This is a genomic window from Streptomyces sp. NPDC005483 (assembly GCF_040606035.1).
GTDB lineage: Bacteria > Actinomycetota > Actinomycetes > Streptomycetales > Streptomycetaceae > Streptomyces.
In genome coordinates this window covers 1-20,156 of the sequence record NZ_JBEXEA010000020.1, presented here as the reverse complement: position 1 = coordinate 20,156, position 20,156 = coordinate 1, and the positions used below count along the sequence as shown (strand labels likewise).

General features: G+C 69.5%; 18 protein-coding genes, 1 tRNA gene and 3 pseudogenes. 12 read left to right on the top strand and 10 right to left on the bottom strand.

Annotation, left to right across the window (positions count from 1 at the left end; genetic code table 11):
- Window positions 1–49: 49 nt before the first annotated feature.
- The gene (locus ABZT06_RS32775; protein WP_355749137.1) at window positions 50–409 is read left to right on the top strand and encodes a metalloregulator ArsR/SmtB family transcription factor; all 360 of its coding nucleotides are present in this window, start codon (window positions 50–52) and stop codon (window positions 407–409) included.
- A 619-nt stretch (window positions 410–1,028) separates the two neighbouring features.
- Window positions 1,029–3,677 carry a magnesium-translocating P-type ATPase gene (gene mgtA / locus ABZT06_RS32770; protein ID WP_355749572.1) on the top strand — a complete coding sequence of 883 codons (2,649 nt, stop codon included), beginning with the start codon at window positions 1,029–1,031 and terminating at the stop codon, window positions 3,675–3,677.
- Between the two features lie 5 nt (window positions 3,678–3,682).
- Here mgtA and ABZT06_RS32765 read toward each other — a convergent pair whose 3' ends face one another.
- Both ABZT06_RS32765 and ABZT06_RS32760 read right to left on the bottom strand, forming a co-directional pair.
- Window positions 3,683–3,934 (bottom strand): hypothetical protein, encoded by a 252-nt coding sequence (locus ABZT06_RS32765; RefSeq protein ID WP_355749134.1) that lies wholly within the window; start codon window positions 3,932–3,934, stop codon window positions 3,683–3,685.
- A gap of 56 nt (window positions 3,935–3,990) precedes the next feature.
- Window positions 3,991–4,983 (bottom strand): DMT family transporter, encoded by a 993-nt coding sequence (locus tag ABZT06_RS32760; protein ID WP_355749131.1) that lies wholly within the window; start codon window positions 4,981–4,983, stop codon window positions 3,991–3,993.
- A 143-nt stretch (window positions 4,984–5,126) separates the two neighbouring features.
- On the opposite strand from ABZT06_RS32760, the gene ABZT06_RS32755 reads away from it, so the two are divergent.
- Window positions 5,127–6,026, top strand: a complete 900-nt coding sequence (locus tag ABZT06_RS32755; RefSeq protein ID WP_355749128.1) for a LysR family transcriptional regulator — start codon at window positions 5,127–5,129, stop codon at window positions 6,024–6,026.
- 275 nt (window positions 6,027–6,301) lie between these two features.
- On the opposite strand, the gene ABZT06_RS32750 is transcribed toward ABZT06_RS32755, so the two are convergent.
- On the bottom strand, window positions 6,302–6,706 hold the full coding sequence (locus tag ABZT06_RS32750; RefSeq protein ID WP_355749125.1) for an NUDIX domain-containing protein: 405 nt from the start codon (window positions 6,704–6,706) through the stop codon (window positions 6,302–6,304).
- A 193-nt stretch (window positions 6,707–6,899) separates the two neighbouring features.
- Here ABZT06_RS32750 and ABZT06_RS32745 point away from each other — a divergent pair.
- From ABZT06_RS32745 to ABZT06_RS32730, 4 genes and pseudogenes are all read left to right on the top strand, one after another.
- Window positions 6,900–7,053: pseudogene (locus tag ABZT06_RS32745) on the top strand (site-specific integrase); the annotation flags it as partial.
- Window positions 7,054–7,873: 820 nt separating this feature from the next.
- The gene (locus ABZT06_RS32740; RefSeq protein WP_355749122.1) at window positions 7,874–8,923 is read left to right on the top strand and encodes a glycosyltransferase family 2 protein; all 1,050 of its coding nucleotides are present in this window, start codon (window positions 7,874–7,876) and stop codon (window positions 8,921–8,923) included.
- 233 nt (window positions 8,924–9,156) lie between these two features.
- Window positions 9,157–9,747, top strand: a complete 591-nt coding sequence (locus ABZT06_RS32735) for a class E sortase (RefSeq protein ID WP_355749119.1) — start codon at window positions 9,157–9,159, stop codon at window positions 9,745–9,747.
- Between the two features lie 53 nt (window positions 9,748–9,800).
- Window positions 9,801–10,532 (top strand): TetR/AcrR family transcriptional regulator, encoded by a 732-nt coding sequence (locus ABZT06_RS32730; protein ID WP_355749116.1) that lies wholly within the window; start codon window positions 9,801–9,803, stop codon window positions 10,530–10,532.
- Window positions 10,533–10,566: 34 nt separating this feature from the next.
- Here the strand turns inward: ABZT06_RS32730 and ABZT06_RS32725 are convergent.
- A pseudogene (locus ABZT06_RS32725) lies at window positions 10,567–10,722 on the bottom strand (short-chain dehydrogenase); the annotation flags it as partial.
- A gap of 58 nt (window positions 10,723–10,780) precedes the next feature.
- Between ABZT06_RS32725 and ABZT06_RS32720 the strand changes: the two are divergent.
- Window positions 10,781–11,010: pseudogene (locus ABZT06_RS32720) on the top strand (tyrosine-type recombinase/integrase); the annotation flags it as partial.
- Between the two features lie 16 nt (window positions 11,011–11,026).
- Here the strand turns inward: ABZT06_RS32720 and ABZT06_RS32715 are convergent.
- The 3 genes from ABZT06_RS32715 to ABZT06_RS32705 form a co-directional block, all read right to left on the bottom strand.
- Window positions 11,027–11,103: transfer RNA gene (locus ABZT06_RS32715), tRNA-Pro, on the bottom strand.
- A gap of 34 nt (window positions 11,104–11,137) precedes the next feature.
- Window positions 11,138–11,923 carry a Pr6Pr family membrane protein gene (locus ABZT06_RS32710; protein WP_355749113.1) on the bottom strand — a complete coding sequence of 262 codons (786 nt, stop codon included), beginning with the start codon at window positions 11,921–11,923 and terminating at the stop codon, window positions 11,138–11,140.
- Window positions 11,924–12,038: 115 nt separating this feature from the next.
- The gene (locus ABZT06_RS32705; RefSeq protein ID WP_355749110.1) at window positions 12,039–12,965 is read right to left on the bottom strand and encodes a metallophosphoesterase; all 927 of its coding nucleotides are present in this window, start codon (window positions 12,963–12,965) and stop codon (window positions 12,039–12,041) included.
- Between the two features lie 124 nt (window positions 12,966–13,089).
- Between ABZT06_RS32705 and ABZT06_RS32700 the strand changes: the two genes are divergently transcribed.
- The gene (locus tag ABZT06_RS32700) at window positions 13,090–13,554 is read left to right on the top strand and encodes a GatB/YqeY domain-containing protein (RefSeq protein ID WP_355749107.1); all 465 of its coding nucleotides are present in this window, start codon (window positions 13,090–13,092) and stop codon (window positions 13,552–13,554) included.
- 84 nt (window positions 13,555–13,638) lie between these two features.
- Here the strand turns inward: ABZT06_RS32700 and ABZT06_RS32695 are convergent, their stop codons facing one another.
- The gene (locus tag ABZT06_RS32695; protein ID WP_355749104.1) at window positions 13,639–15,918 is read right to left on the bottom strand and encodes a transglycosylase domain-containing protein; all 2,280 of its coding nucleotides are present in this window, start codon (window positions 15,916–15,918) and stop codon (window positions 13,639–13,641) included.
- Between the two features lie 508 nt (window positions 15,919–16,426).
- Here ABZT06_RS32695 and wblA point away from each other — a divergent pair.
- Entirely contained in the window at window positions 16,427–16,765 is a 339-nt protein-coding gene (gene wblA / locus ABZT06_RS32690) for a transcriptional regulator WblA (RefSeq protein WP_030324083.1), read from the top strand.
- A 63-nt stretch (window positions 16,766–16,828) separates the two neighbouring features.
- Here wblA and ABZT06_RS32685 read toward each other — a convergent pair whose 3' ends face one another.
- Together ABZT06_RS32685 and ABZT06_RS32680 are read right to left on the bottom strand one after the other, a co-directional pair.
- A complete protein-coding gene (locus ABZT06_RS32685) occupies window positions 16,829–18,316 on the bottom strand; it encodes an ArsA family ATPase (protein WP_355749101.1) in 1,488 nt (495 codons plus the stop codon).
- The gene (locus tag ABZT06_RS32680) at window positions 18,313–19,290 is read right to left on the bottom strand and encodes an ArsA-related P-loop ATPase (protein ID WP_355749098.1); all 978 of its coding nucleotides are present in this window, start codon (window positions 19,288–19,290) and stop codon (window positions 18,313–18,315) included. The genes ABZT06_RS32685 and ABZT06_RS32680 overlap by 4 nt, the downstream gene beginning before the upstream one ends.
- A gap of 119 nt (window positions 19,291–19,409) precedes the next feature.
- Here ABZT06_RS32680 and ABZT06_RS32675 point away from each other — a divergent pair, with 119 nt between their 5' ends.
- Together ABZT06_RS32675 and ABZT06_RS32670 are read left to right on the top strand one after the other, a co-directional pair.
- Window positions 19,410–19,574 carry a DUF4177 domain-containing protein gene (locus ABZT06_RS32675; protein ID WP_099966959.1) on the top strand — a complete coding sequence of 55 codons (165 nt, stop codon included), beginning with the start codon at window positions 19,410–19,412 and terminating at the stop codon, window positions 19,572–19,574.
- Complete coding sequence (locus tag ABZT06_RS32670; RefSeq protein ID WP_355749094.1) at window positions 19,571–20,041, top strand: RidA family protein; 471 nt, start codon at window positions 19,571–19,573, stop codon at window positions 20,039–20,041. Before ABZT06_RS32675 ends, ABZT06_RS32670 begins: the two co-directional genes overlap by 4 nt.
- Window positions 20,042–20,156 lie beyond the last annotated feature (115 nt).

Below are 20,156 nucleotides of genomic sequence, written 5' to 3'. Positions count from 1 at the left end.
TGCGGTTGACCCGGTCGCCGCGGTTGACCCGAGAGGACGGGAGAGGGCTGTGGCGAAGATCGTCGGCGGTGTCCAGGACCCGTCGGCGGAGGTGCTCGCCGAGGCGGCCGCCGTGTTCGGACTCCTCGCCTCCTCCGCCCGGCTGCACATCATGTGGGCGCTGTCCCAGGGCGAGAGCGACGTCACCCACCTCGCCGACCGGGTCGGCGGCGCGCTGCCCGCGGTCAGCCAGCACCTGGCGAAACTGAAACTCGCCGGGCTCGTCCGCTCCCGCCGCGAGGGCCGCCGGCAGATCTACTACGTCGACGACCCCGACATCGTGACCGTCGTCCGCGTCATGGTCGGCCAGCTGACGGCCCGGGAGACCTCCTCCGGCCCTTCGGACCGACTGCGCGAGGCCGGTGTCTGAGGAGTCGGAGGCGCCCGGAGCGCCCGGGGACCCGGACGGGGCGGTGTCCGGGAGTGCCGCTCCGGACGCCCCGCCCTCTGAACCGGCCCCGCCGGGTGTGGGGGGCGAGTCGAGGCCGGCGTCTGTTCTTCGGGGGTCTTCGAGCCCCGCGCCCACCGACCCGGCTGGGTCGATGGCGGTGCCGGGTGACTCGGATCGGCTGACGGGGGGGCCGGTTTCGCCGGTCGTGGGCACCGGTTCGGTCGGGTCGGCGTCCGGCGGGCTCTCCGCTTCGGTTTCGGCCGTGTCTGGGTCGGGTTTTGAGGCCGGGTCGGCGGGCGGTTCTGTCGCTTCTGACTTGTCGCCCCGCGCTTCTGTCTCTCCGGGCCCGGCTGGGTCGATGGCGGTGCCGGGTGACTCGGATCGGCTGACGGGGGGGCCGGTTTCGCCGGTCGTGGTCACCGGTTCGGTCGGGTCGGCGTGCGGGGGGCCCTCTGCTTCGGTTTCGGCCGTGTCTGGGTCGGGTTTTGAGGCCGGGTCGGCGGGCGACCCCGCCGCTTCTGACCTGTCGCCCCCCGCCTCCGCGTTTCCGGCCGCCCCCGAGGCTTCGCCCGCGTCCCCCTCGCCTGCCCCTCCGGTCCTGCGCGCTGTCCCTGCCGCAGCCGGTGCGGGCGCGGGCGACCTCGGACCCCGCCCAGGTGCCCCCGCAGCGAGCCTCCTCGAAGTCCTCCGTCGACTGGACAGTGGGCCGCGAGGGCTGAGCGAGGTGCAGGCGGCGGAGCGGTTGGCGCGGTTCGGCGAGAACGTGATCCCGGACGCCCGGGACCCCTCCTGGCCCCGCCTGTTCGCACGGAGTCTGCGCGACCCCTTCACCGCGGTGCTGCTCTGTCTGGGACTGGTGTCGGCCGCCGTCTTCGCCTGGGGCACCGCCTCGGTGATCCTCCTGCTGGTCGCCGTGAGCAGCGTCCTGCGGGCCTCCGGTGAGCACCGGGCCGACCGCTCCACGGCAGGCCTGCGCCGCCTGGTGGCGACCACCGTCACGGTCCAGCGCCGGGTCGACGAGGACACGGCCCCGGCCACCCGTGAGATCCCGGTCGAGGAACTCGTCCCCGGCGACGTCGTACGGCTCGGCCCGGGCGACCTGGTCCCCGCGGACGTACGACTGCTGCGGTCGACCGGGTTCACCGTCCACCAGGCCGCACTCACCGGGGAGTCCGCACCGGTGGAGAAGTCCGCGGGCGAGAAACCGGGGGAGGGGGACGGCGACGGGGACGGGGACGGGGACGGGGGTGTCTTCCAGGACCCCCGGCTCTGCTTCCAGGGCAGCAGTGTCGCCTCCGGCAGTGCCACCGCCGTGGTCACCGCCACCGGCGGCGACACCCGTTTCGCCGCCGCGCACCGCCGTACCGGAAAGCCCCCGGCGACCACATTCGAACGTTCCGTCCAGGGCGTCTCCTGGATCCTGATCCGCTTCGCGCTGCTGACCCCGCCCCTGGTGCTCATGGCCAACGCCGCTCTGCGCGGCCGCGGTCTGGAGACCCTCCCCTTCGCCGTCGCGGTGGCGGTCGGGCTGACCCCCGAGATGCTGCCGGTCCTCGTCACCACCTGCCTGGCCCGCGGCGCCGCCCTCCTCGCCCGTACGCACGGCGTCATCGTGCGACGGCTCCCCGCCCTGCACGACATCGGCGCCATGGACGTCCTGTGCGTGGACAAGACCGGCACCCTCACCCAGGATCGCCCGGTGTTCCACCGCGCACTGGACGCCGACGGCCACGACGACCCCGGGGTACTGCGCTGGGCGGCGGCCGCCGCCTGGTGGTCACTCCAACTCACCGACCTCCCGGCCCCCGACGCACTGGACGAGGCCCTGCTCGCCGCCGCCGACGAGGACGCCCTCACGTCGTACGACGGCGTCACGGCCCTCCCGTTCGACCCGGGCCGCCGCCTGGCCACCGTGGTCGTCCGCACCCCCGGTCGGCTCGGCACGCACACTCTGATCACCAAGGGCGCCGCCGAGGCCGTACTGCCACGCTGTTCGCTGTCCGACGAGGAGCGCTCCCGCCTGCGCGACCTCGCCGACGCACAGGCCGCGGACGGGCTGCGGGTCCTCGCCGTCGCCACCGCCGAACGCCCCGCCGGAACCCGTCCCCTCGAACGCGGCCTCACCTTCCACGGCCTCGTCACCCTGCGGGACGACCTCGCCCCCACCGCCGCCGAGGCCCTCGCCCAACTCGCCGGGCGGGGCGTCACCGTCAAGGTCCTCACCGGCGACCACCCGGGCACCGCGGTCCGGGCCTGCCGTGAACTGGGGGTTCCGATGGCCGGCGTCGTCACCGCCGACCGCCTCGACACCCTCACCGACGCCGAACTCACCGACCTGGCCCGCCGTACGACCGTCTTCGCCCGCTGCACCCCCGAGCACAAGACGCGGATCACCCGGGCCCTCCAGGCCGGCGGCCACACGGTCGGCCTCCTCGGCGACGGCGTCAACGACCTGCCCGCCCTGCGCACCGCCGACGTAGGCATCGCCCCACGCGACGCGGCCGGGGTGACCAGGGAGAACGCCGATCTCGTCCTCGCCGGGAAGGACCTCACCGCGATCGGCCACGCGGTCGCCGCCGGCCGGCACGCGGGCGGCAACATCTCCACCTACCTGCGCATCACGCTCTCCTCCAACCTCGGCAACGTGATCGCGATGCTCTCCGCGGGCCTCCTGCTGCCCTTCCTGCCGATGCTCCCGGCCCAGGTCCTCGTCCAGAACCTGTGCTTCGACGCGGCCCAACTGGCCTTCGCCTACGACCGTCCCGCCCCGTCCGCCCTGCGCCGGCCGAGCGTCCTGGACCCCCGGGAGCTGCTCCGGTTCATCGTCGGATTCGGTGCCCTGAACGCCGTGGCGGACCTGGCGACCTTCGGTGCCCTGGCCTTCGCCCTGCGCGGCCCGGGCGACGACGAGGCGCTGTTCCACTCGGGCTGGTTCACGGAGAACCTGCTGACACAGGCCGTGGTGATGGTGCTGCTGTCACTCGGCTCGCTCGGGTCACTCGCGTCGCGCGGCTCGCGCGGCGGGCGCCGTCGGCGGCCGGGCCCGGTGACCTGGTCCGCCGCCGCACTGGCCGCGACCGGTCTGCTCCTGCCCGCGTCCCCGCTGGGCCCGTCCCTGGGCCTGACCGCACTGCCCGGCGTGTACTACGGACTGCTCGCGGCCGTCCTGGCCCTGTACGCCGTAGGGCTGCTGGCGGCGTGGACGCGCCACGAGCGCCGCCGCACGGGTGGCCGGGCGAGAGACTGACCGTCTCAGGGGCAGGCGATGTCGAACCCGTACCGCAGGGGTTCGTCCGTCACCCCGTGATCGAGCCGGTAGACGTAGACACCGTCCACCCGCACCCCGGACGGCGCGCCCTCCGCCCGGCAGGGGTACGACACCTGCACGACCCGGGGCCGGTCGGCGACCTTGACCCGCATCCCGTCGGCCGGTCCGCCGTCGAGGACGGCGACTTCCCACCCGGTCACGTCGGCCGTCTCCACCACTGTCTCCGCTGCGTCCACGCCGACAGTTTAGAGGTTGCGCAATCGTACCGGGGGTCGACTTCGGTGGGTCCGTCTTAGGCGGATGTGCGTGTGGGTGTGGGTGTGCGGGCGGGTGCGGGTGAGGAGGCCGATGCCGATGCGTCCTCGACCGTTTTCTCGCCGGTCCGGGCAGCCGCCGAGGCCGCGGCATCCTTCCGCCGGGTCAACCCGACCCCCACCAGCACGACGGCCATGCCCAGCACGACCCGCACGCTCAGGGCCTCGCCCAGGACGACCGCGCCGAGGAGCACGGAGACCACGGGCAGCAGATAGCCGACCACCGCGGCGTTGGTGGCGCCCTCGTCGTTGATGATCCGGTAGGTGAGGTGGAAGGTGATCGCGGTGCAGAACACGCTGAGGACCAGCGCCGCGACCACGACCGCCGGGCCGGGATCGATCGACTCCAGGCCGCCGATGGGCATCGCGACGGCGGTCAGCCCGCTCGCGGCGACGAGCTGGGCGGCGGAGAGCGAGATGGTGGGGGTGCCCCGGCGCACCAGGGTGCGACCCATGTAGGTGAAGGCGACGGCGTAGCTGGCGGCCCCGCCGAGAATGGCGAGGGCTCCCCAGCCGGTGGCCCCGGCCGACCGCCACGGGGCGAGGATGAGAACCGTGCCGGCGAAGCCGAGGAGCAGGCCCGCCAGACGGGCCGGGCGCAGTCCGCGTTCCGAGCCGAGGGCCAGGCCGAGGGCGATCGACCATAGCGGGGTCGTGGCGTTCAGGACCCCCGCGAGGCCGGAGTCGACGGTCTGCTGGCCCAGGCTGAACAGGGCGAAGGGCAGCGCGTTGCAGAAGAGGGCGGCGACGACGATGTGCCGCCAGACGGTCCGGCCGCGGGGCAGGCGCCGGCCCGACGCGTAGCAGGCGACGGTGAGGACGAGCGCGCCGAGGAGACAGCGGACGAACGTGACCTGGAGCGGGGAGAGGCCGCGCAGCGCCAGTTCGATCCAGAGGAAGGTCGAGCCCCACAGCAGCGCGAGCACGGCCACCCGTACTCCGCCCCGCAGACTCCGTGGCCCACTGCTCACGTCGCTCTCCTTCATCCGGCCGGCAGACGACCGGTACGTGGTCCAACCGGTGCGTGATCCATTCCGTCCGGTTCTTCGACGATGCCCCAGCCGAACTGTGAGGACAAGCAAATGGTTCTACCCATTCTGTTAAGCTGCGCTACATGCTTGATGTGAGGCGCCTCCAGGTCCTGCGCGCGGTGGTGACCAGTGGGACGGTCACCGCGGCCGCGGCCCACCTCGGCTACACACCGTCCGCCGTCAGCCAGCAGGTGGCGGCGCTGGAGAAGCAGGCCGGTACCGCGCTCCTCGAACGGGTCGGGCGCGGGGTGCGGCCCACCCCCGCCGGTCTGCTGCTCACCGAGCACGCGGCCCTGATCAGTTCGGCGGTCGCCCAGGCGGAGACCGCCCTCGCCGACCTGCGCGCCGGGCGCATCGGCACCCTGTCGGTCCGATACTTCGCCACGGCGGGCTCCACACTGGTGGCCCCGGCCCTGGCCCGGCTCCGCGCGGAACACCCGGGCGTACGGGTCGACCTCGAACTCGCCGACCCGGAGGACCCGTTCCAGGAAGTGGCGCGGGGGCGGGCCGACCTCGCGGTGGTCGTGCAGGCGCGGGGCCGGGCCGCGGACGGCTTCCGCCTGGTCCATCTGCTCGACGACCCGTACGTCGCCGTCCTGCCGCTGGGACATCCCCTGGCGGACCGGGAGGGCATCGACCTGAACGAGCTGTCCGGGGAGCAGTGGGTCGGCAGCGAACCACCCGGCCCGTGCCTGGAACCGGTGCTCGACTCCTGCGCGGCGGCCGGTTTCAGCCCCGACTTCGTCATCCGCAGCGAGGACTACGCCACCGCGCAGGGCTTCGTCGCGGCCGGTCTCGGTGTCGGCCTGATGCCGAGGCTGGGCCTGCGCGCCCGGCACCCCGGCGTCGTCGTACGCCCGGTCCGCAACCCCGAACCGGTCCGGTCCATCTCGGCGATCGCCCGCGAAACCGCCCTCGACCAGCCAGCCCTCCGCAGCCTCCTCTCGGCCCTGCGAGACGCGGCCACCACCGACGGGCCGTGAGACCGGTCCGGGCGGCGGGGCCGGTGTGCGGGTTGCCTTGGCGGGGGCGACGACTCGGACCGGTGCGTGCGGCCGGCGTGCCTGCTGCCTCGGATGGGGGGTCAGGAGGCGGGGCTGGGAGCGCGGTGGCCGGAGTAGTCGTGCTGCCGGGCGCCGGCCCGCGTTTACGACGTACTGCGCGGCGTCCCCGACTCTGCCGCAGACCGCCGATCCTGGCCCGGCGACGGTCATTGAGGTTGCTGTACTTCGCAGCTGTCTGTACAGCGGTCACGGGATCAGGACAGCCGCCCGGCCTCGTGAAGCGCGTCGAAGACCATCGCGTCGACGGCCGAGACCCGGCCCCTGTCGGCGTAGCGGAACCACGCCTTCTCAGCGATCTCCCGCGACGGAGTCAGCTCACCCCGGTGATCGGCGGTGTAGCAGATCATCCGGAAGGGGTCGTGCTCCGGATGGCCCTCGCCGATCTCGAAAGTGCCGAAGTGCACCATGGAGCCGGAGTCGATCGCCGTCCGCAGTTCCTCGTCGATCTCCCGCACCAGGGTCTCGCCGTCGGACTCACCCGGCTCACGATGACCGCCCGGGAGGTAGAAACGATCTCTGCCGTGACTACGCGTCACCAGCACCCGCTCATCCCGCACCAGGATCCACGCCACCTTCTCGGGCACAGCGTCGTTCGCCATGGTCTGTGACGGTACCGATCGGCCTGATCTACGTCAGCACCGTCCGCACGCTGAGTTCGGGAACCTCGCTGAGCTGGACGAACGGCCGACCTGTGGCTTCCCTGGGCTGAAGGCTATGCCCGCCTGAACTGGTTGCCGCTGTGGTGTGCGCCGGTGCCGGCTCCGCAACGGCGGCATCTACCGCTTCTGGGCTCTGCCGCTGGAGGAGATCTCCCGTCTCGGCGGACACTGCCGGCCCGGCCGTGACCGAGAAGGTCTACCGGAGGCAGATTGAGCCCGTGATCCAGACCGGTGCCGTGGTCATGGACGGCATCAGCAACGCCAGAGGGCCCTCACTGAATCAGTGAGGGCCCTCTGAACTGGTATTTAGCTGTCGGGGTGGCGGGATTTGAACCCACGACCTTCGTCCCGAATGAGGTTCGGTTACTGATCTTGCCAGTGCCGATGTCGTTTGGCCTGGTCGCAGCGTCGGGCTGTCGTGGTCTCGGGTGGTTTCGAAGGGGCTCGGGGAGCGGGTTGGCTCCCAGATGGCTCCCAGGCGTCCGGACTGGCTGGGCCTCGCCGCGCAGGGCGTGGCCGACCGAGAAGCCGGCGTTGTGCAGTCTTTGTGTCGCCCGGACGTCGATCGTTGCGATCCTCGATGGCCTCCAAGACCTGCTGAACTGCTGGACCGGCCTGTGCACCATGTGCCACCAGCCCCTGGCCCGACCCTGGACCACACACCAATCAGCGAGATCCCCCCGACCTGACGGAGTCCTACCAGGCCGAGAGCCCCTGTTCCCTCAGGGCCGCCGCCGCCGCCGTCCGTTCGGCCACGGCCGCGTCGGCGTCGGTCACCAGGACCCGGGCGCCCGTCGCGTCGGTGAACTCCGTATTTCTCGAAGCGCTTCGTATCGCGCATGAGCCGAACCGACTGCCGGAATGATCAGCCGGGCAGACACCCCGGCAGGCATGGGTGGCCCGAGCGGCGATGCAGTCAAACCTTGACATTACGCACTAAGTGTCGTACGTATGGATACATCGTAAACTTACGAGTGCAGCGCGGATGGGACGGAGAGAAGGCAGCCCTCCAGCCGCACGGAGTGCGTGGTGATCGACATGACGACGAGTTGCGACCGGCCCTTCCCGAGCCCCCTTCGCCGGCAACCCGAGCCGGGAGCCCCGAGGGTGACGGCGCTCGTACCCGCCTACAGGGAGACGGACTCGCTCCCCCAAGTCCTCGATGCGCTGCAGACGCAGACGCGTCCCGCGGACCGCATCATCGTGACTCTGGATCCGCACCAGGACAGCGGTCGAACCGAAGAACTGGAGCGAATTGCCCGAGAGGCGGGCGCCGAAGTCTGGCATTCGGTCGGCAACAGGCATAAGAAGGCCGGTAATCTCAACGGAGCGCTGGACAGATTGCTGCCGAACCTGGCAGACGACGACGCAATCCTCATCCAGGACGCCGACACGTATCTGGATCCTCACTTCATCGAGGTGACCACCCGGAAGTTGGGGCAGGGCTACGGCGCCGTGGGCGGGAACTTCCGGGGTCGTTCGGGCGGCAGTCTCTGTGGCGTCTTCCAACGCAATGAGTTCGCCCGGTACGCCCGGGACACGGCTCGAAAGAACGGCAAGGTACTTTGCCTGACAGGCACCGCCTGCCTTTTCAAGGCCGGCGCTCTGAAAGGTGTGCTCGCCGCCCGAGAATCTGGTCTTCTGCCACCGGCCGACGGAGTGTACGACACGAAGGCACTGACCGAGGACAACGAGCTCACGCTCGCTCTGAAGCATCTCGGATTCCGCATCGTCGCTCCGGCCCGCGCGACCATGAGTACTGAAGTCATGGAAACATGGCGAGCCCTTGCGAAGCAGCGGCTTCGCTGGAAGCGCGGAGCGCTCGAGAATCTGATCGGCTACGGCGTGACTCGTTACACCGCAGAAGGTTGGGGCAGGCAGGTCGTGGCGTTCCTCGGAGTATCCGTGTCGACCGTATATGTAGGTTCGGTCCTGTGGTTCCTCGCTGCTGGATCGGGCCTGAGAATTGCGCCGTTCTGGATTGCCTTCACCGCCTTCTACTCGATTGAGCGGGCAGTCACCGCAAAATCCAGGGGTTGGCGTGTGTCGATTGCATCGATGCTGGTCATACCTGAATGGTTCTACGACCTGTTTCTGCAGGGAGTGCACCTCCGTGCGCTCGTCGATACAGCTCTTCAACGAGAGCGAAACTGGTAGTTCCAAGCAGTCCCCGGAAAGGGACCGAACAGACAGAGGAGACGATCATGGCAAACTATGCAGGCGCAGGGGCCACAATGGGCGGAACCAGTGGGGCAGGGGTTCTGCCCCTCACGGGCGGCCCGGGAAGCATCTGGTTCTGGATCATCGTGTTCGTTCTGATCTCGTCGGGATTCGCTGTGCTGCGGCTGTTTCCCCGAAACGTCAAGGACGACTCCTGACCGGGGTCGCACATGAAAAAGGCAAGTCAACTTCTGGGTATCGGCCTGATACTCGTCGGTTTGCTCCTGGGAGGCTTCACGCTTCTCAAGACCTGGCACTCGGACAATCAGTACAGAGCCATCCAGCAGACACTGCACAAAGAGGCCCAGACGTCGGCCGAGGTCCCTCACGAAGGCGGCGCGCTCGCGACGCTGAGGATTCCTCGATTCGGCTCGGGCTATGACCCCGTGATCGTTGAGGGCGTGTCTCAGAGTGCTCTTGCGAAGGGCCCCGGGCACTTTCCGGGGACGGCCATGCCGGGCGAAATCGGCAACTTTGCGATTGCCGGTCACCGCACGGGGTGGGGGCAGCCGTTTCATCGGCTGCCGGACCTGACAAAGGGCGACGAGATCAAGATCTATTGGCACCGTAAGGCATACACCTACCGGGTCACCCGGACCGAGGTCGTCAAGCCCTCCGACGTCGGCGTCGTGCTTCCCGTTCCCAACAGGCCGGGTGCCAGGCCGGACAAGGCTCGGATCACGCTCACCACCTGTACGGACCGCGGTTGGAACGGAACATACATCCACCGGCTCGTCGTATGGGGCGAGCTGGAGAAATGATCACTAGGTGGCATCGGCCCCGGCGCCGCGTCGAGCCTTGAGGAGGCAGGCGAATGGCGAACGAATCAGCCGCCGGCACGGATCGATCCGGCGACCGCGGGCGTCCTGCGAAACTCAGCCGTGAGCGTGTCCTGGCCGGCGCTTTGGAACTGGTTGATCGCGAAGGCCTCTCCGCACTGAGCATGCGTCTCCTGGGAGCCGATCTCGGCGTGGAAGCCATGAGCCTGTACCGCTACGTGCCCGGCAAGGAAGCCCTGGTGGACGGGCTGGTCGAGGCCCTCTACCTGCAATTGGAGGACCGCCTCGACCAGGCGCCCGTCTCGGCCGCGGCACCGACCGCCGGTGACTTCGAGCAGCGAGCCGACCTGCAACGCATCGCTCTGACCATGTACCAGGTCTGCATGGACCACCCCCAGGTGGTGCCGCTGCTGTCCACCCGCATGATGGCGGTCCCGCTGGCCCGCAGACCGCTGCCCGTCCTCAGGGATCACGAACGGGTGCTCACCCTGCTCCGCGACGCCGGACTGGACGAGGCCCAAAGCGCCACAGTCCTCCGCGCCTTCACCGCCTGGGTGCTCGGGTATACGTCGGTGGACCTGCGCGCCATGGTGGATAATCCAGAGGAACCGGACCCCGCGTTCCGGTTCGGCCTGCACCGCCTTCCCGCCAAGGACCTGCCCAGGCTGCGCGAGAGCACCCCCGCCCTCGCCGAACGCGGCGGCCCGGAGGGCCTGGCAGCCGGATTGGACGCACTGCTCGACCGCTTCTCCGGGCCACACGAGTAAGTCCCCGGCCAAGCACACTCCGGCGGCATGCGGGTCACCGGTATCCGGTCGTGCCCGCCGGTTTGCCCGCGTCCTGGACCTCGACGAGGTAGCGCAAGGAGTCGGGGCGGCTGCCGTCGAGGTCCGTGAAGCCGTAGACCTGGGCGAGTCCGTCGCTGGAGAGGGACTAGCCGTTGAACCGCGCCGCGTCGCGAGGGCGACGGCGCGCCCCGCGAAGCGCGGCGGGAGCGCCACACCGCGACGTGCGGGAGTGGACACCATGGGAGTTGCGGCACAGATTCGTTCGTTGCTCTCTGACAACGGCATCCCGTTGGAGCGGATCGCCCTCTTGGCCGGTCACAGTAGCCAGGCGACGACAGAAGTGGTCTACCGCAAGCAGCTCCGTCCGGTGATCACACAGGGGGCTGAAGCGATGGACGAGATCTTCGCCGAAGATCAGGAAGAGGGGGACACGGGAAGAGGGCACCTACTCAAGTAGTAGATGCCCTCTAACCTGGTCGGGGTGGCGGGATTTGAACCCACGACCTCTTCGTCCCGAACGAAGCGCGCTGCCAAGCTGCGCTACACCCCGATCGTCGCTGCTCCTCGCGGCGACGTCGTTTACTTTAGCCCACCGGTGGCTGGAGACGAAATCCGGTTTTGGCGCGGTGGCGGATGAGGTTCGGGCGGGCGTGGTCGAGGGCGACCAGGAGGATCGCGAGGGCGTAGAAGGAGAGGCCGAGGAGGAGGGTGTTGCCGAGGACGTTCTTGTAGCCGCGGAGGTCCACGTCCAGGAAGGGGTAGAGGTAGCGGCCGGCCGTGCCCGGGAGGATCAGTTCGCCTCGGGTGAAGGAGAACAGCAGGTACGCCAGGGGGTACAGCAGCCAGGTCGCCGCCTGGCGCAGGTGCAGGCGGCCGGGGGCCGTCAGCAGGAGCCAGTCCGCCAGTGCCGCCGCGGGGATCACCGTGTGCATGAGGTGGGTGGTCACCGCGTGCCAGCCCGTCGGGTTCGCCGCCTGGCCCGTCAGGACGAAGGGGCTGGCCGCGTTCGCCAGCAGCACGTGGTGCACCAGGGCCGTGATCGTGACGTAGAGAAGGGCCGCGCCCGTCAGGGCGGACGGCAGGGGGCGGCGGGCGGTCCATGCCCTGCGGGCCGACAGCAGGAGCACCATCGCCAGCAGGATCGTGCTCTGGACCGAGAAATAGCTCAGGGTGCGGACCGCGCTGCTCAGGAGCAGTTCGACAGTCACGGCCCCTGCGGCCAGCACTGCCACCAGCACACGGTAGGCGGCGGCCAAGGGATGGCGTACGGGAGCCACCACCGCCGTGGCGGGGACGATCGAGGGCAGGAAGACGGGCATGCCCGGAAGCGCGGGGAGGTCGGGGATGTCCCTGGGTATCGGCGCGGTCATGCCCTCACGTTAGGCATAACCGGCAAAAGGGGCGATACGGGCGAACCGTGCGGGTTAACGCTTCCTACCGGTAACCCTTCCTGCTCCCGAGGCCCTTCCTCTCCCGAAGCCCTCCCTACTCCCGGCCCACCAGCGTCAGCAACGTCACCTCCGGCGGGCACGCGAACCGCATCGGCGTATAGCGGTTCGCGCCACAACCCGCCGACACGTGCAGATACGACGTCCTGCCCTCCGCCGTGTGCCGGGACAGACCCTTCACCCGGTCGGTGTCCAGGTCGCAGTTGGTGACGAAGGCGCCGTAGAAGGGGAGGCAGACCTGGCCGCCGTGGGTGTGGCCGGCGAGGATCAGCCGGTAGTCGTCCGCCGTGAAGGCGTCCAGGACGCGGAGATACGGGGCGTGTACGACGCCCATGGAGAAGTCGGCCGCGCCCGACGGGCCGCCGGCCACCTCGGCGTACCGGTCCCGCTTGATGTGCGGGTCGTCCAGGCCGGTCAGCTCCACCGACACGCCCTCGATCTTCAGCATGCCGCGCGTGTTCGTGAGGTTCTGCCAGCCCGCCGCGTCGAACCCGTCCCGCAGGTTCTCCCACGGGTTGTGGATGACGTTCACGGCGGGCGGGTTGCCGTTCAGGCCGTGGCGGCCCTGCGCCTTCTCGTACAGGTAGCGGACGGGGTTACGGAACATGGGGCCGTAGTAGTCGTTGGAGCCGAAGACGTACGCGCCCGGGAACTCCATCAGCGGGCCCAGCGCGTCCAGGACCTCCGGCACGCCCTCCGGGTCCGACAGGTTGTCGCCCGTGTTGATCACGAAGTCCGGGCGCAGGCCCGCCAGCGAGCGCAGCCAGCGCTGCTTCTTGCGCTGGCCGCCGACCATGTGGATGTCGGACACCTGGAGCACCCGCAGGGGGCGCATACCGGGCGGCAGGACGGGGACCGTCACTCGTCGCAGCCGGAAGGAACGGGCTTCGAAACCCGCCGAATAGACGAGGCCGGCGGTGCCAACCGCCGCGATGCCCAAGGGAACTCCGTATCGCGCGCGCATGCCTCCATCGTGTCAGATCACGAGGACATCCTTGACCGGGCGGCCCACCGGGCGGCCGAAACCCCGTAATGCCCCTCGTAAATGCGCGAGCACCCCCCACCCCGCACCTGCGACAATCAAACCCATGACCACGCTCAAGTCGAAGCTGCAGGTAGACCTCAACGCCGCGATCAAGGGGCGCGACGAGCTGCGCTCCTCGACGCTCCGGATGACGCTCGCCGCGATCACCAATGAGGAGGTCGCCGGCAAGGAGAAGCGCGAGCTCTCCGACGCCGAGGTCCTGAAGGTGATCACCAAGGAGGCGAAGAAGCGCCGCGAGGCGGCGGACGCGTTCGCCCAGGGTGGTCGCGCCGAGTCCGCCGAGCGGGAGAAGGCGGAGGGCGAGGTCCTCGCCGAGTACCTGCCCAAGCAGCTCAGCGACGAGGAGCTGAAGGACATCGTCGCCCAGGCCGTCGAGGAGGCGAAGGCGGCCGGCGCCGAGGGGCCGCGGGCCATGGGCGCCGTCATGAAGATCGTGAACCCGAAGGTGGCCGGTCTGGCCGAGGGCGGACGGGTCGCCGCCGCGGTGAAGAAGCTCCTGGCCGGCTGAGAACAGCACCTGCCCGTCGTACGAGAGCCCGGTCCCGCGCATTCAGCGGGACCGGGCTCTCATCCGTAGGGGAGTGTGCGGGCGTCAGCCGCGCCCGCCGGCGCCCCCGTTGCCGTTCCCGTTCCCGTTGCTCGTGCCCTGGATGAAGTTCTCCGGGATCGAGAAGGTCGGCGACGGGAAGGTGGTGTTTCCGTCGTTGCCGCCGTCGTTCCCACCGTTGTCGTTGCCGCCGTTGTCGTTCCCGCGGCTGTCCCCCTTGTCACCGTCGCCCTTCCCGTCGCCGTTGGCCTTCGGCGGGTCCGGGATGTTGACGAGGGTGAAGTTCGGGGCGTCCTTGCCCTCCAGGGCGCCGCTCATCATGTCGCGCCAGATGGGTCCGGGGACCTCGCCACCGAACACCTTGGAGTGCCAGACGCCACCGATGGTGATGTTCTTCATCTGGCGCTTGTGCGCCGGGTCGCCGACCCAGACCGCACCGGCCATGTTCGGCGTGTAGCCCACGAACCAGGCCGCGTAGCGCTCGTCCGTCGTACCGGTCTTACCGGCGCTGGCGCGGCCGCTGAGGCCCGCCTGGCTACCCGTACCGTCCTCGACCACGCCCTTGAGGAGCGTGTTGATGGTGTCCGCGGTGGTCTCCGACATCGCCCGCGAGCAGGTCGACTTCGGCACCTGGAGCGACTTTGACTTCTCGCCGACCCGCTGGGTGATCGACTCGATGGCGACCGGGGTGCAGTACATTCCGCGCGAGGCGAAGGTGGCGTACGCGTTCGCCATCGTCAGCGGGGACACCTCCTGGGTGCCCAGGGCGATCGACGGGGCCTGCTGGATCTTGCCGCCGTCGGCGCGCTCCACACCCATCTTCGCGGCCATCTCCGTCACCGGGCAGATGCCGATGTCGCTGATCAGCTGCACGTAGTAGGTGTTGACCGACTTCGCGGTCGCCTCCTTCATCGCGTACGGGCCCACCTCGGACTCGTTCTCGTTGGTGACGGGGATGCCCTTCTCGTTCCAGACCTTGCCGTTGCAGGCCTGGACCGGGGCCGGGTAGTCCATCTTGTACGGCGACGCGTACTGCTGCGTCGCCGGCGTCCCGCCCTCAATGGCGGCCGCGGCCACGATCGCCTTGAACGTCGAACCGGGCTGGTAGCCCGCGCCGCCGCCCATGTCCTGGTTGACCGACAGGTTGAGCGTCGTCTGGTTCTGCTTGTTGTTGATGCCGTACGGCCGCGACTGGCCCATCGCCAAGATCTTGCCGGTGCCGGGCTGGACGATGGTGGCGGCGGTGGCCACGTCGTCCTTCTGGTAGACGTGCTCCTTGATGGAGTCCTGGGCCGACTCCTGGGCCTGCGGGTCCATGGTGGTCCGGATCGTCAGGCCGCCCTGGTTCCAGACCTTGGCCCGGGCCTCCTGGGTCTTGCCGAAGACCGGGTCGGTCAGGAAGACCTCACGGACGTAGTCGCAGAAGAAGCCGGCGCCCTTGACCGCGGTGATGCAGCCGTTCTTCGGCTTGCTGACCTTGAGGCCCAGCGGCTGCTCCTTGGCCTTGTCGGCCTCCGCCTGGGAGACGTCGCCGACCTCGGCCATGCGCTGGAGCACGGTGTTGCGCCGCTTGATCGCCTCGGCCTCGTCGTTGACCGGGTCGTAGCGGCTCGGGGACTGGACGATGCCCGCGAGCAGCGCCGACTGCTCCAGGCTGAGGTCCTTGGCGTGCCGGGAGAAGTAGCGCTGGGAGGCGGCCTCGACGCCGTACGCCTGCTGGCCGAAGAAGGTGATGTTCAGGTAGTTCTCGAGGATCTTCTTCTTGCCGAGTTCCTCTTCGAGCTGGATCGCGTACTTCAGCTCGCGGATCTTGCGGCCGAGGGTCTGCTGGGTGGCCTGGGCGACCTTCGTCGGGTCGTCACCGGCCTCCTCCACCGCGACGTTCTTCACGAGCTGCTGCGTCAGCGTGGAGGCGCCCTGGGCGACACCCCCGCTCTGGGCGTTCTTGTTGAGCGCGCGCAGGACGCCCTTCAGGTCGACCGCGCCGTGCTGGTAGAAGCGCGAGTCCTCGATCGCGACGATCGCCTTCTGCATGTAGGGCGAGATGTTCTTGAGGTCGACCACCGTACGGTCGCGTGAGTACACCGTGGCGATGGTGCCGCCCTCGCTGTCGAGGATCGTGGTGCGCTGGCTCAGCGGCGGGGTCTTCAGGTTGGTCGGGAGGTCGTCGAAACTCTCCACCGACCCCTTGGCCGCGAGCCCGAGCGCGCCGGCCGCGGGCAGCGCGATGCCGGCCATCACCGCTCCCGCGAGGACACTGACACCGAGGAACTTGGCGGCCTGCTGCGTGGGCGACAGACCGCCACCCGAGCGCTTCTTCGACATAGGGGGCAGCCTAATCCGTCCTCATGAGCGTTCAGAGGGAGCCCATGTCACGGCATGGCGACGGAAGCGGGCACGACCGCGTCGGAGCGGGCATGGCGACAGGAGCGCCCTACCTTCTCATTCGCCGGACACGCGCACAGGCGTTGGCCTAAGCTGCTCTCAACTGTCACAGCAGTAGGGCCACGTATCAATACGTCCGGCGACCCCGAATCGTTCTGGTCGTTCCCCAACTTTTTTGTCGGGGACGTGTCCGAATCCGCCTCGTGTGTCATCAGGTGCCCGTTGTGACGCAAGACAAGTGTCCTGGTTTGCCGGGATAGTCATGTATGTCGCGGGCTCACTCCCCCGGGTGATCTGCCGCTTACGCATAGTCCGTTCGGGCCATTCAAGATTGGGCCCGAAGGGGGTGTTGCGCTGTGCCTGCCTTCCGTAACGTCCTCAACTGGCGGCGGTGAATATGCCGCTGCCGCCGTGGGGGAGCCTCGATTCGGGAGAGGACGGCGCCGGTATGGGCTGGGTAGTCGACTGGAGTGCGCAGGCGGCCTGCCGCACTACCGATCCGGATGAACTGTTCGTTCAAGGAGCAGCGCAGAACCGGGCGAAGGCAGTGTGCACCGGATGTCCGGTGCGTACGGAGTGCCTCGCCGACGCGCTGGACAACCGCGTCGAGTTCGGCGTGTGGGGAGGCATGACAGAGCGCGAGCGCCGCGCCCTGCTGCGCCGGCGCCCGACGGTCACGTCGTGGCGCAGGCTGCTGGAGACGGCGCGCGTCGAGTACGAGCGGGGGGTCGGCATCCTGCCCCTCGAAGACGACGAGATCTACGAGAACTACGCGGCGGTGAGCTGAGGGGGACACCCCTCGGCGCTGAGGGGGGCACCCCTCAGGACAGCCGCCACGTCAGGCACCGGGTCAGTCGACGGCAGTCGCGGGCAGCTCCGGCTGCCCGGCCGCGAGCCTGTTTCCGATGTTCCGCAGCCCCGCGAGGTCGTGCACATCGCCGGGCAGCGCGGCCACTTCGGCCACCGCCACCTCGGGGTGGAGCGCCGTGAAGCGGTCACGCGTGCGCTGCTCGCGGGAGAGCAGTTGCATACGGTCGGCATGCAGCCTCAGCAGGCCTGCGGTGAGCTGGTCGACGGACCGGTCAGCCGGATGGGCGGACCGCTCCTCCCCCGTGTGCTCCGAGCTCGGGTTCTCCGAATCGGCGGGGGAGCCTTCGTCGGAAGCCGGTGCCTCGGTAGCGGGAGATTCTGAACTGCCGTACGTGTCGGGAGAGTTACGAAGTCCAGCTTTCCCGCCCTCCTGATCGACAATGCGGGGCTCTTCAAGATTTTCCGCGGCCTCGGGATTTTCCACGGTCCCAAGATTTTCCGCGGCCTCGAGGTTCTCGGTGACCTCGAGGTTCTCCGCGGCGGCGAGTGCCCGCTCGGCCGAGAGCCGCTCGGCGCCGCTGCCGTGGACCCGGTTGAGCACCAGACCGGCGAGCGGCATGCGCTCCGCGGCCAGCCGCTCCACGAAGTACGCGGCCTCGCGCAGCGCGTCCCGCTCCGGGGCGGCGACCACCAAAAACGCCGTCCCGGGTGCCTGCAGCAGCTTGTACGTCGCGTCCGCGCGCGTACGGAACCCGCCGAAGGTCGTGTCCATCGCGGCCACGAACGTCTGGACGTCCTTGAGGAGTTGGCCACCCAGCAGCTTGCCGAGGGTGCCGGTCATCATCGACATCCCGACGTTCAGGAACTTCATCCCCGCCCGTCCACCGAGCTTGGCCGGGGCGGTGAGCAGCCGGATGAGCTTTCCGTCGAGGAAGGAGCCGAGCCGCTTCGGCGCGTCCAGGAAGTCGAGGGCGGAGCGGGAGGGCGGCGTGTCGACGACGATCAGGTCCCACTCGTCCCGGGCCCGCAGCTGCCCCAGCTTCTCCATCGCCATGTACTCCTGCGTGCCGGCGAAGCCCGCGGAGAGCGACTGGTAGAAGGGGTTGTTCAGGATCGCGGCCGCCCGCTCGGCGTCCGCGTGCGCCTCGACGATCTCGTCGAAGGTGCGCTTCATGTCCAGCATCATCGCGTGCAGCTCGCCGCTCGCGGAGTCGTCGAGACCCTTCACCCGGCGTGGGACGTTGTCCAGCGAGTCGATGCCCATCGACTGGGCCAGCCGGCGGGCCGGGTCGATGGTGAGGACGACCACCTTGCGGCCCCGCTCGGCGGCACGCAGGCCGAGGGCGGCAGCGGTGGTGGTCTTGCCGACGCCGCCCGAGCCGCAGCACACCACGATGCGGGTCCCCGGGTCGTCGATCAGGGGGTCGAGGTCGAGCACGGGTGCGGGGGTGAGGCGGTGGGGGCGATCGGAGCGGTCCGGGCGTGGATTCCGGGGGGTTCCGTTCTGCCGGTCGGCGTCCGGGCTCATGACATCCCCTGCTTCCGCAGCTCGGTGGCCAGTTCGTACAGACCCGCCAGGTCCATGCCCTCGGTCAGCAAGGGCAGTTCGTGCAGCGGCAGCCCCAGTTCGCCGAGGACCGAGCGCTGTTCGTGCTCCAGGTCGTACCGCTCGGCGTACTCCTCGGCCTGCTGGATCAGCGGGTCGACCAGCTTCTCCGCGTTGCCCCCGCGGCGGGCGCCGCCGAGCCCGGCCGAGGACAGCGCCTTCGCCACCGCTGAACGCTGTGCGGTCCGTACGAGTTCCAGGTCGGTGCCGTCCAACACCTCCGGGCGCACCATGTTCACGACGATCCGGCCCACGGGCAGGTGCGCGGCCCGGAGTTCGGCGATGCCGTCCGCGGTCTCCTGGACGGGCATCTCCTCCAGGAGAGTGACCAGGTGGACGGCCGTCTCCTTGGACTTCAGCACCCGCATCACGGCCTGCGCCTGATTGTGTATCGGGCCGATCTTGGCGAGTCCCGCGACCTCGTCGTTGACGTTCAGGAAGCGGGTGATACGGCCGGTGGGGGGCGCGTCCATCACGACGTAGTCGTAGGCGAAGCGGCCGGACCTGTCCTTGCGGCGGACCGCCTCGCACGCCTTGCCCGTCAGGAGGACGTCCCTGAGGCCGGGCGCGATGGTGGTCGCGAAGTCTATGGCGCCGAGCTTCTTCAGGGCGCGTCCCGCTCCGCCGAGTTTGTAGAACATCTGGAGGTAGTCCAGAAGGGCCAGTTCGGGGTCGATGGCCAGTGCGTACACCTCCCCGCCCCCTGGAGCGACGGCGATCTTCCGCTCCTCATAGGGCAGCGCCTCCGTTTCGAAGAGCTGCGCGATTCCCTGGCGACCCTCCACCTCGACGAGAAGCGTCCGCTTCCCCTCGGTGGCGAGGGCCAACGCGAGGGCTGCGGCGACCGTCGTCTTTCCGGTCCCGCCCTTGCCGCTGACGACCTGGAGCCTGCTCACGTATTCGAGCGTAACCAGTCGGCGGCGAACCTAAGCAGGAGGCTGTGGATAACTCGGTCACAAGCTGTGGGTGAGCAGCGGCTGAAAGCCGGGCTTGAGCAGCGGCTAAAGTCGGCCGCATGACCAAGAAGTGGGAATACGCGACCGTGCCGCTGCTCGTCCACGCCACGAAGCAGATTCTGGACACCTGGGGCGAGGACGGGTGGGAGCTCGTGCAGGTCGTGCCCGGGCCGAACAACCCCGAGCAGCTGGTGGCGTACCTGAAGCGGGAGAAGTCGGCGTGAGCGGGACGGTCGAGGCACGGCTCGCGGAGCTGGGGCTGACGCTGCCGGCGGTCGTGCCGCCGCTGGCCGCGTATCAGCCGGCCGTGCAGTCGGGTGTGTACGTGTACACCTCGGGTCAGCTGCCCATGGTCGACGGCAAGCTTCCGGTCACCGGGAAGGTGGGCGCGGAGGTCACGGCCGAGGAGGCGAAGGCGCTGGCCCGCACGTGCGCGCTGAACGCGCTGGCGGCGGTGAAGTCCGTGGCGGGTGATCTGGACCGGATCGCGCGCGTGGTGAAGGTCGTGGGGTTCGTGGCGTCCGCCGCGGACTTCACGGGGCAGCCGGGCGTGATCAACGGCGCGAGCGAGCTGCTGGGCGAGGTGCTCGGCGAGGCGGGCGTGCACGCGCGCAGTGCGGTGGGGGTGGCGGTGCTGCCGCTGGATGCGCCGGTCGAGGTCGAGGTGCAGGTCGAGCTGACTTCGGCGTGATGCCTCCGGCGGTTGCGCGGTTGTCTGTGCGGGTTCGTTGGGGGCGGGCGTTGTTGCGCAGTTCCCCGCGCCCCTGATGCCTGCGCGTGCCTGCGGCGGGCTGGGCGGGTTCGGT

Bases quoted from the DNA above. Each gene is read 5' to 3' on its own strand.
- wblA (WP_030324083.1), top strand. From the start codon at position 16,427: ATGGGCTGGGTAGTCGACTGGAGTGCGCAGGCGGCCTGCCGCACTACC.
- ABZT06_RS32695 (WP_355749104.1), bottom strand. From the start codon at position 15,918: ATGTCGAAGAAGCGCTCGGGTGGCGGTCTGTCGCCCACGCAGCAGGCC.
- ABZT06_RS32730 (WP_355749116.1), top strand. From the start codon at position 9,801: ATGGCGAACGAATCAGCCGCCGGCACGGATCGATCCGGCGACCGCGGG.
- ABZT06_RS32755 (WP_355749128.1), top strand. From the start codon at position 5,127: ATGCTTGATGTGAGGCGCCTCCAGGTCCTGCGCGCGGTGGTGACCAGT.
- ABZT06_RS32750 (WP_355749125.1), bottom strand. From the start codon at position 6,706: ATGGCGAACGACGCTGTGCCCGAGAAGGTGGCGTGGATCCTGGTGCGG.
- ABZT06_RS32675 (WP_099966959.1), top strand. From the start codon at position 19,410: ATGACCAAGAAGTGGGAATACGCGACCGTGCCGCTGCTCGTCCACGCC.
- ABZT06_RS32705 (WP_355749110.1), bottom strand. From the start codon at position 12,965: ATGCGCGCGCGATACGGAGTTCCCTTGGGCATCGCGGCGGTTGGCACC.
- ABZT06_RS32735 (WP_355749119.1), top strand. From the start codon at position 9,157: ATGAAAAAGGCAAGTCAACTTCTGGGTATCGGCCTGATACTCGTCGGT.
- ABZT06_RS32700 (WP_355749107.1), top strand. From the start codon at position 13,090: ATGACCACGCTCAAGTCGAAGCTGCAGGTAGACCTCAACGCCGCGATC.
- ABZT06_RS32710 (WP_355749113.1), bottom strand. From the start codon at position 11,923: ATGACCGCGCCGATACCCAGGGACATCCCCGACCTCCCCGCGCTTCCG.
- ABZT06_RS32685 (WP_355749101.1), bottom strand. From the start codon at position 18,316: ATGAGCCCGGACGCCGACCGGCAGAACGGAACCCCCCGGAATCCACGC.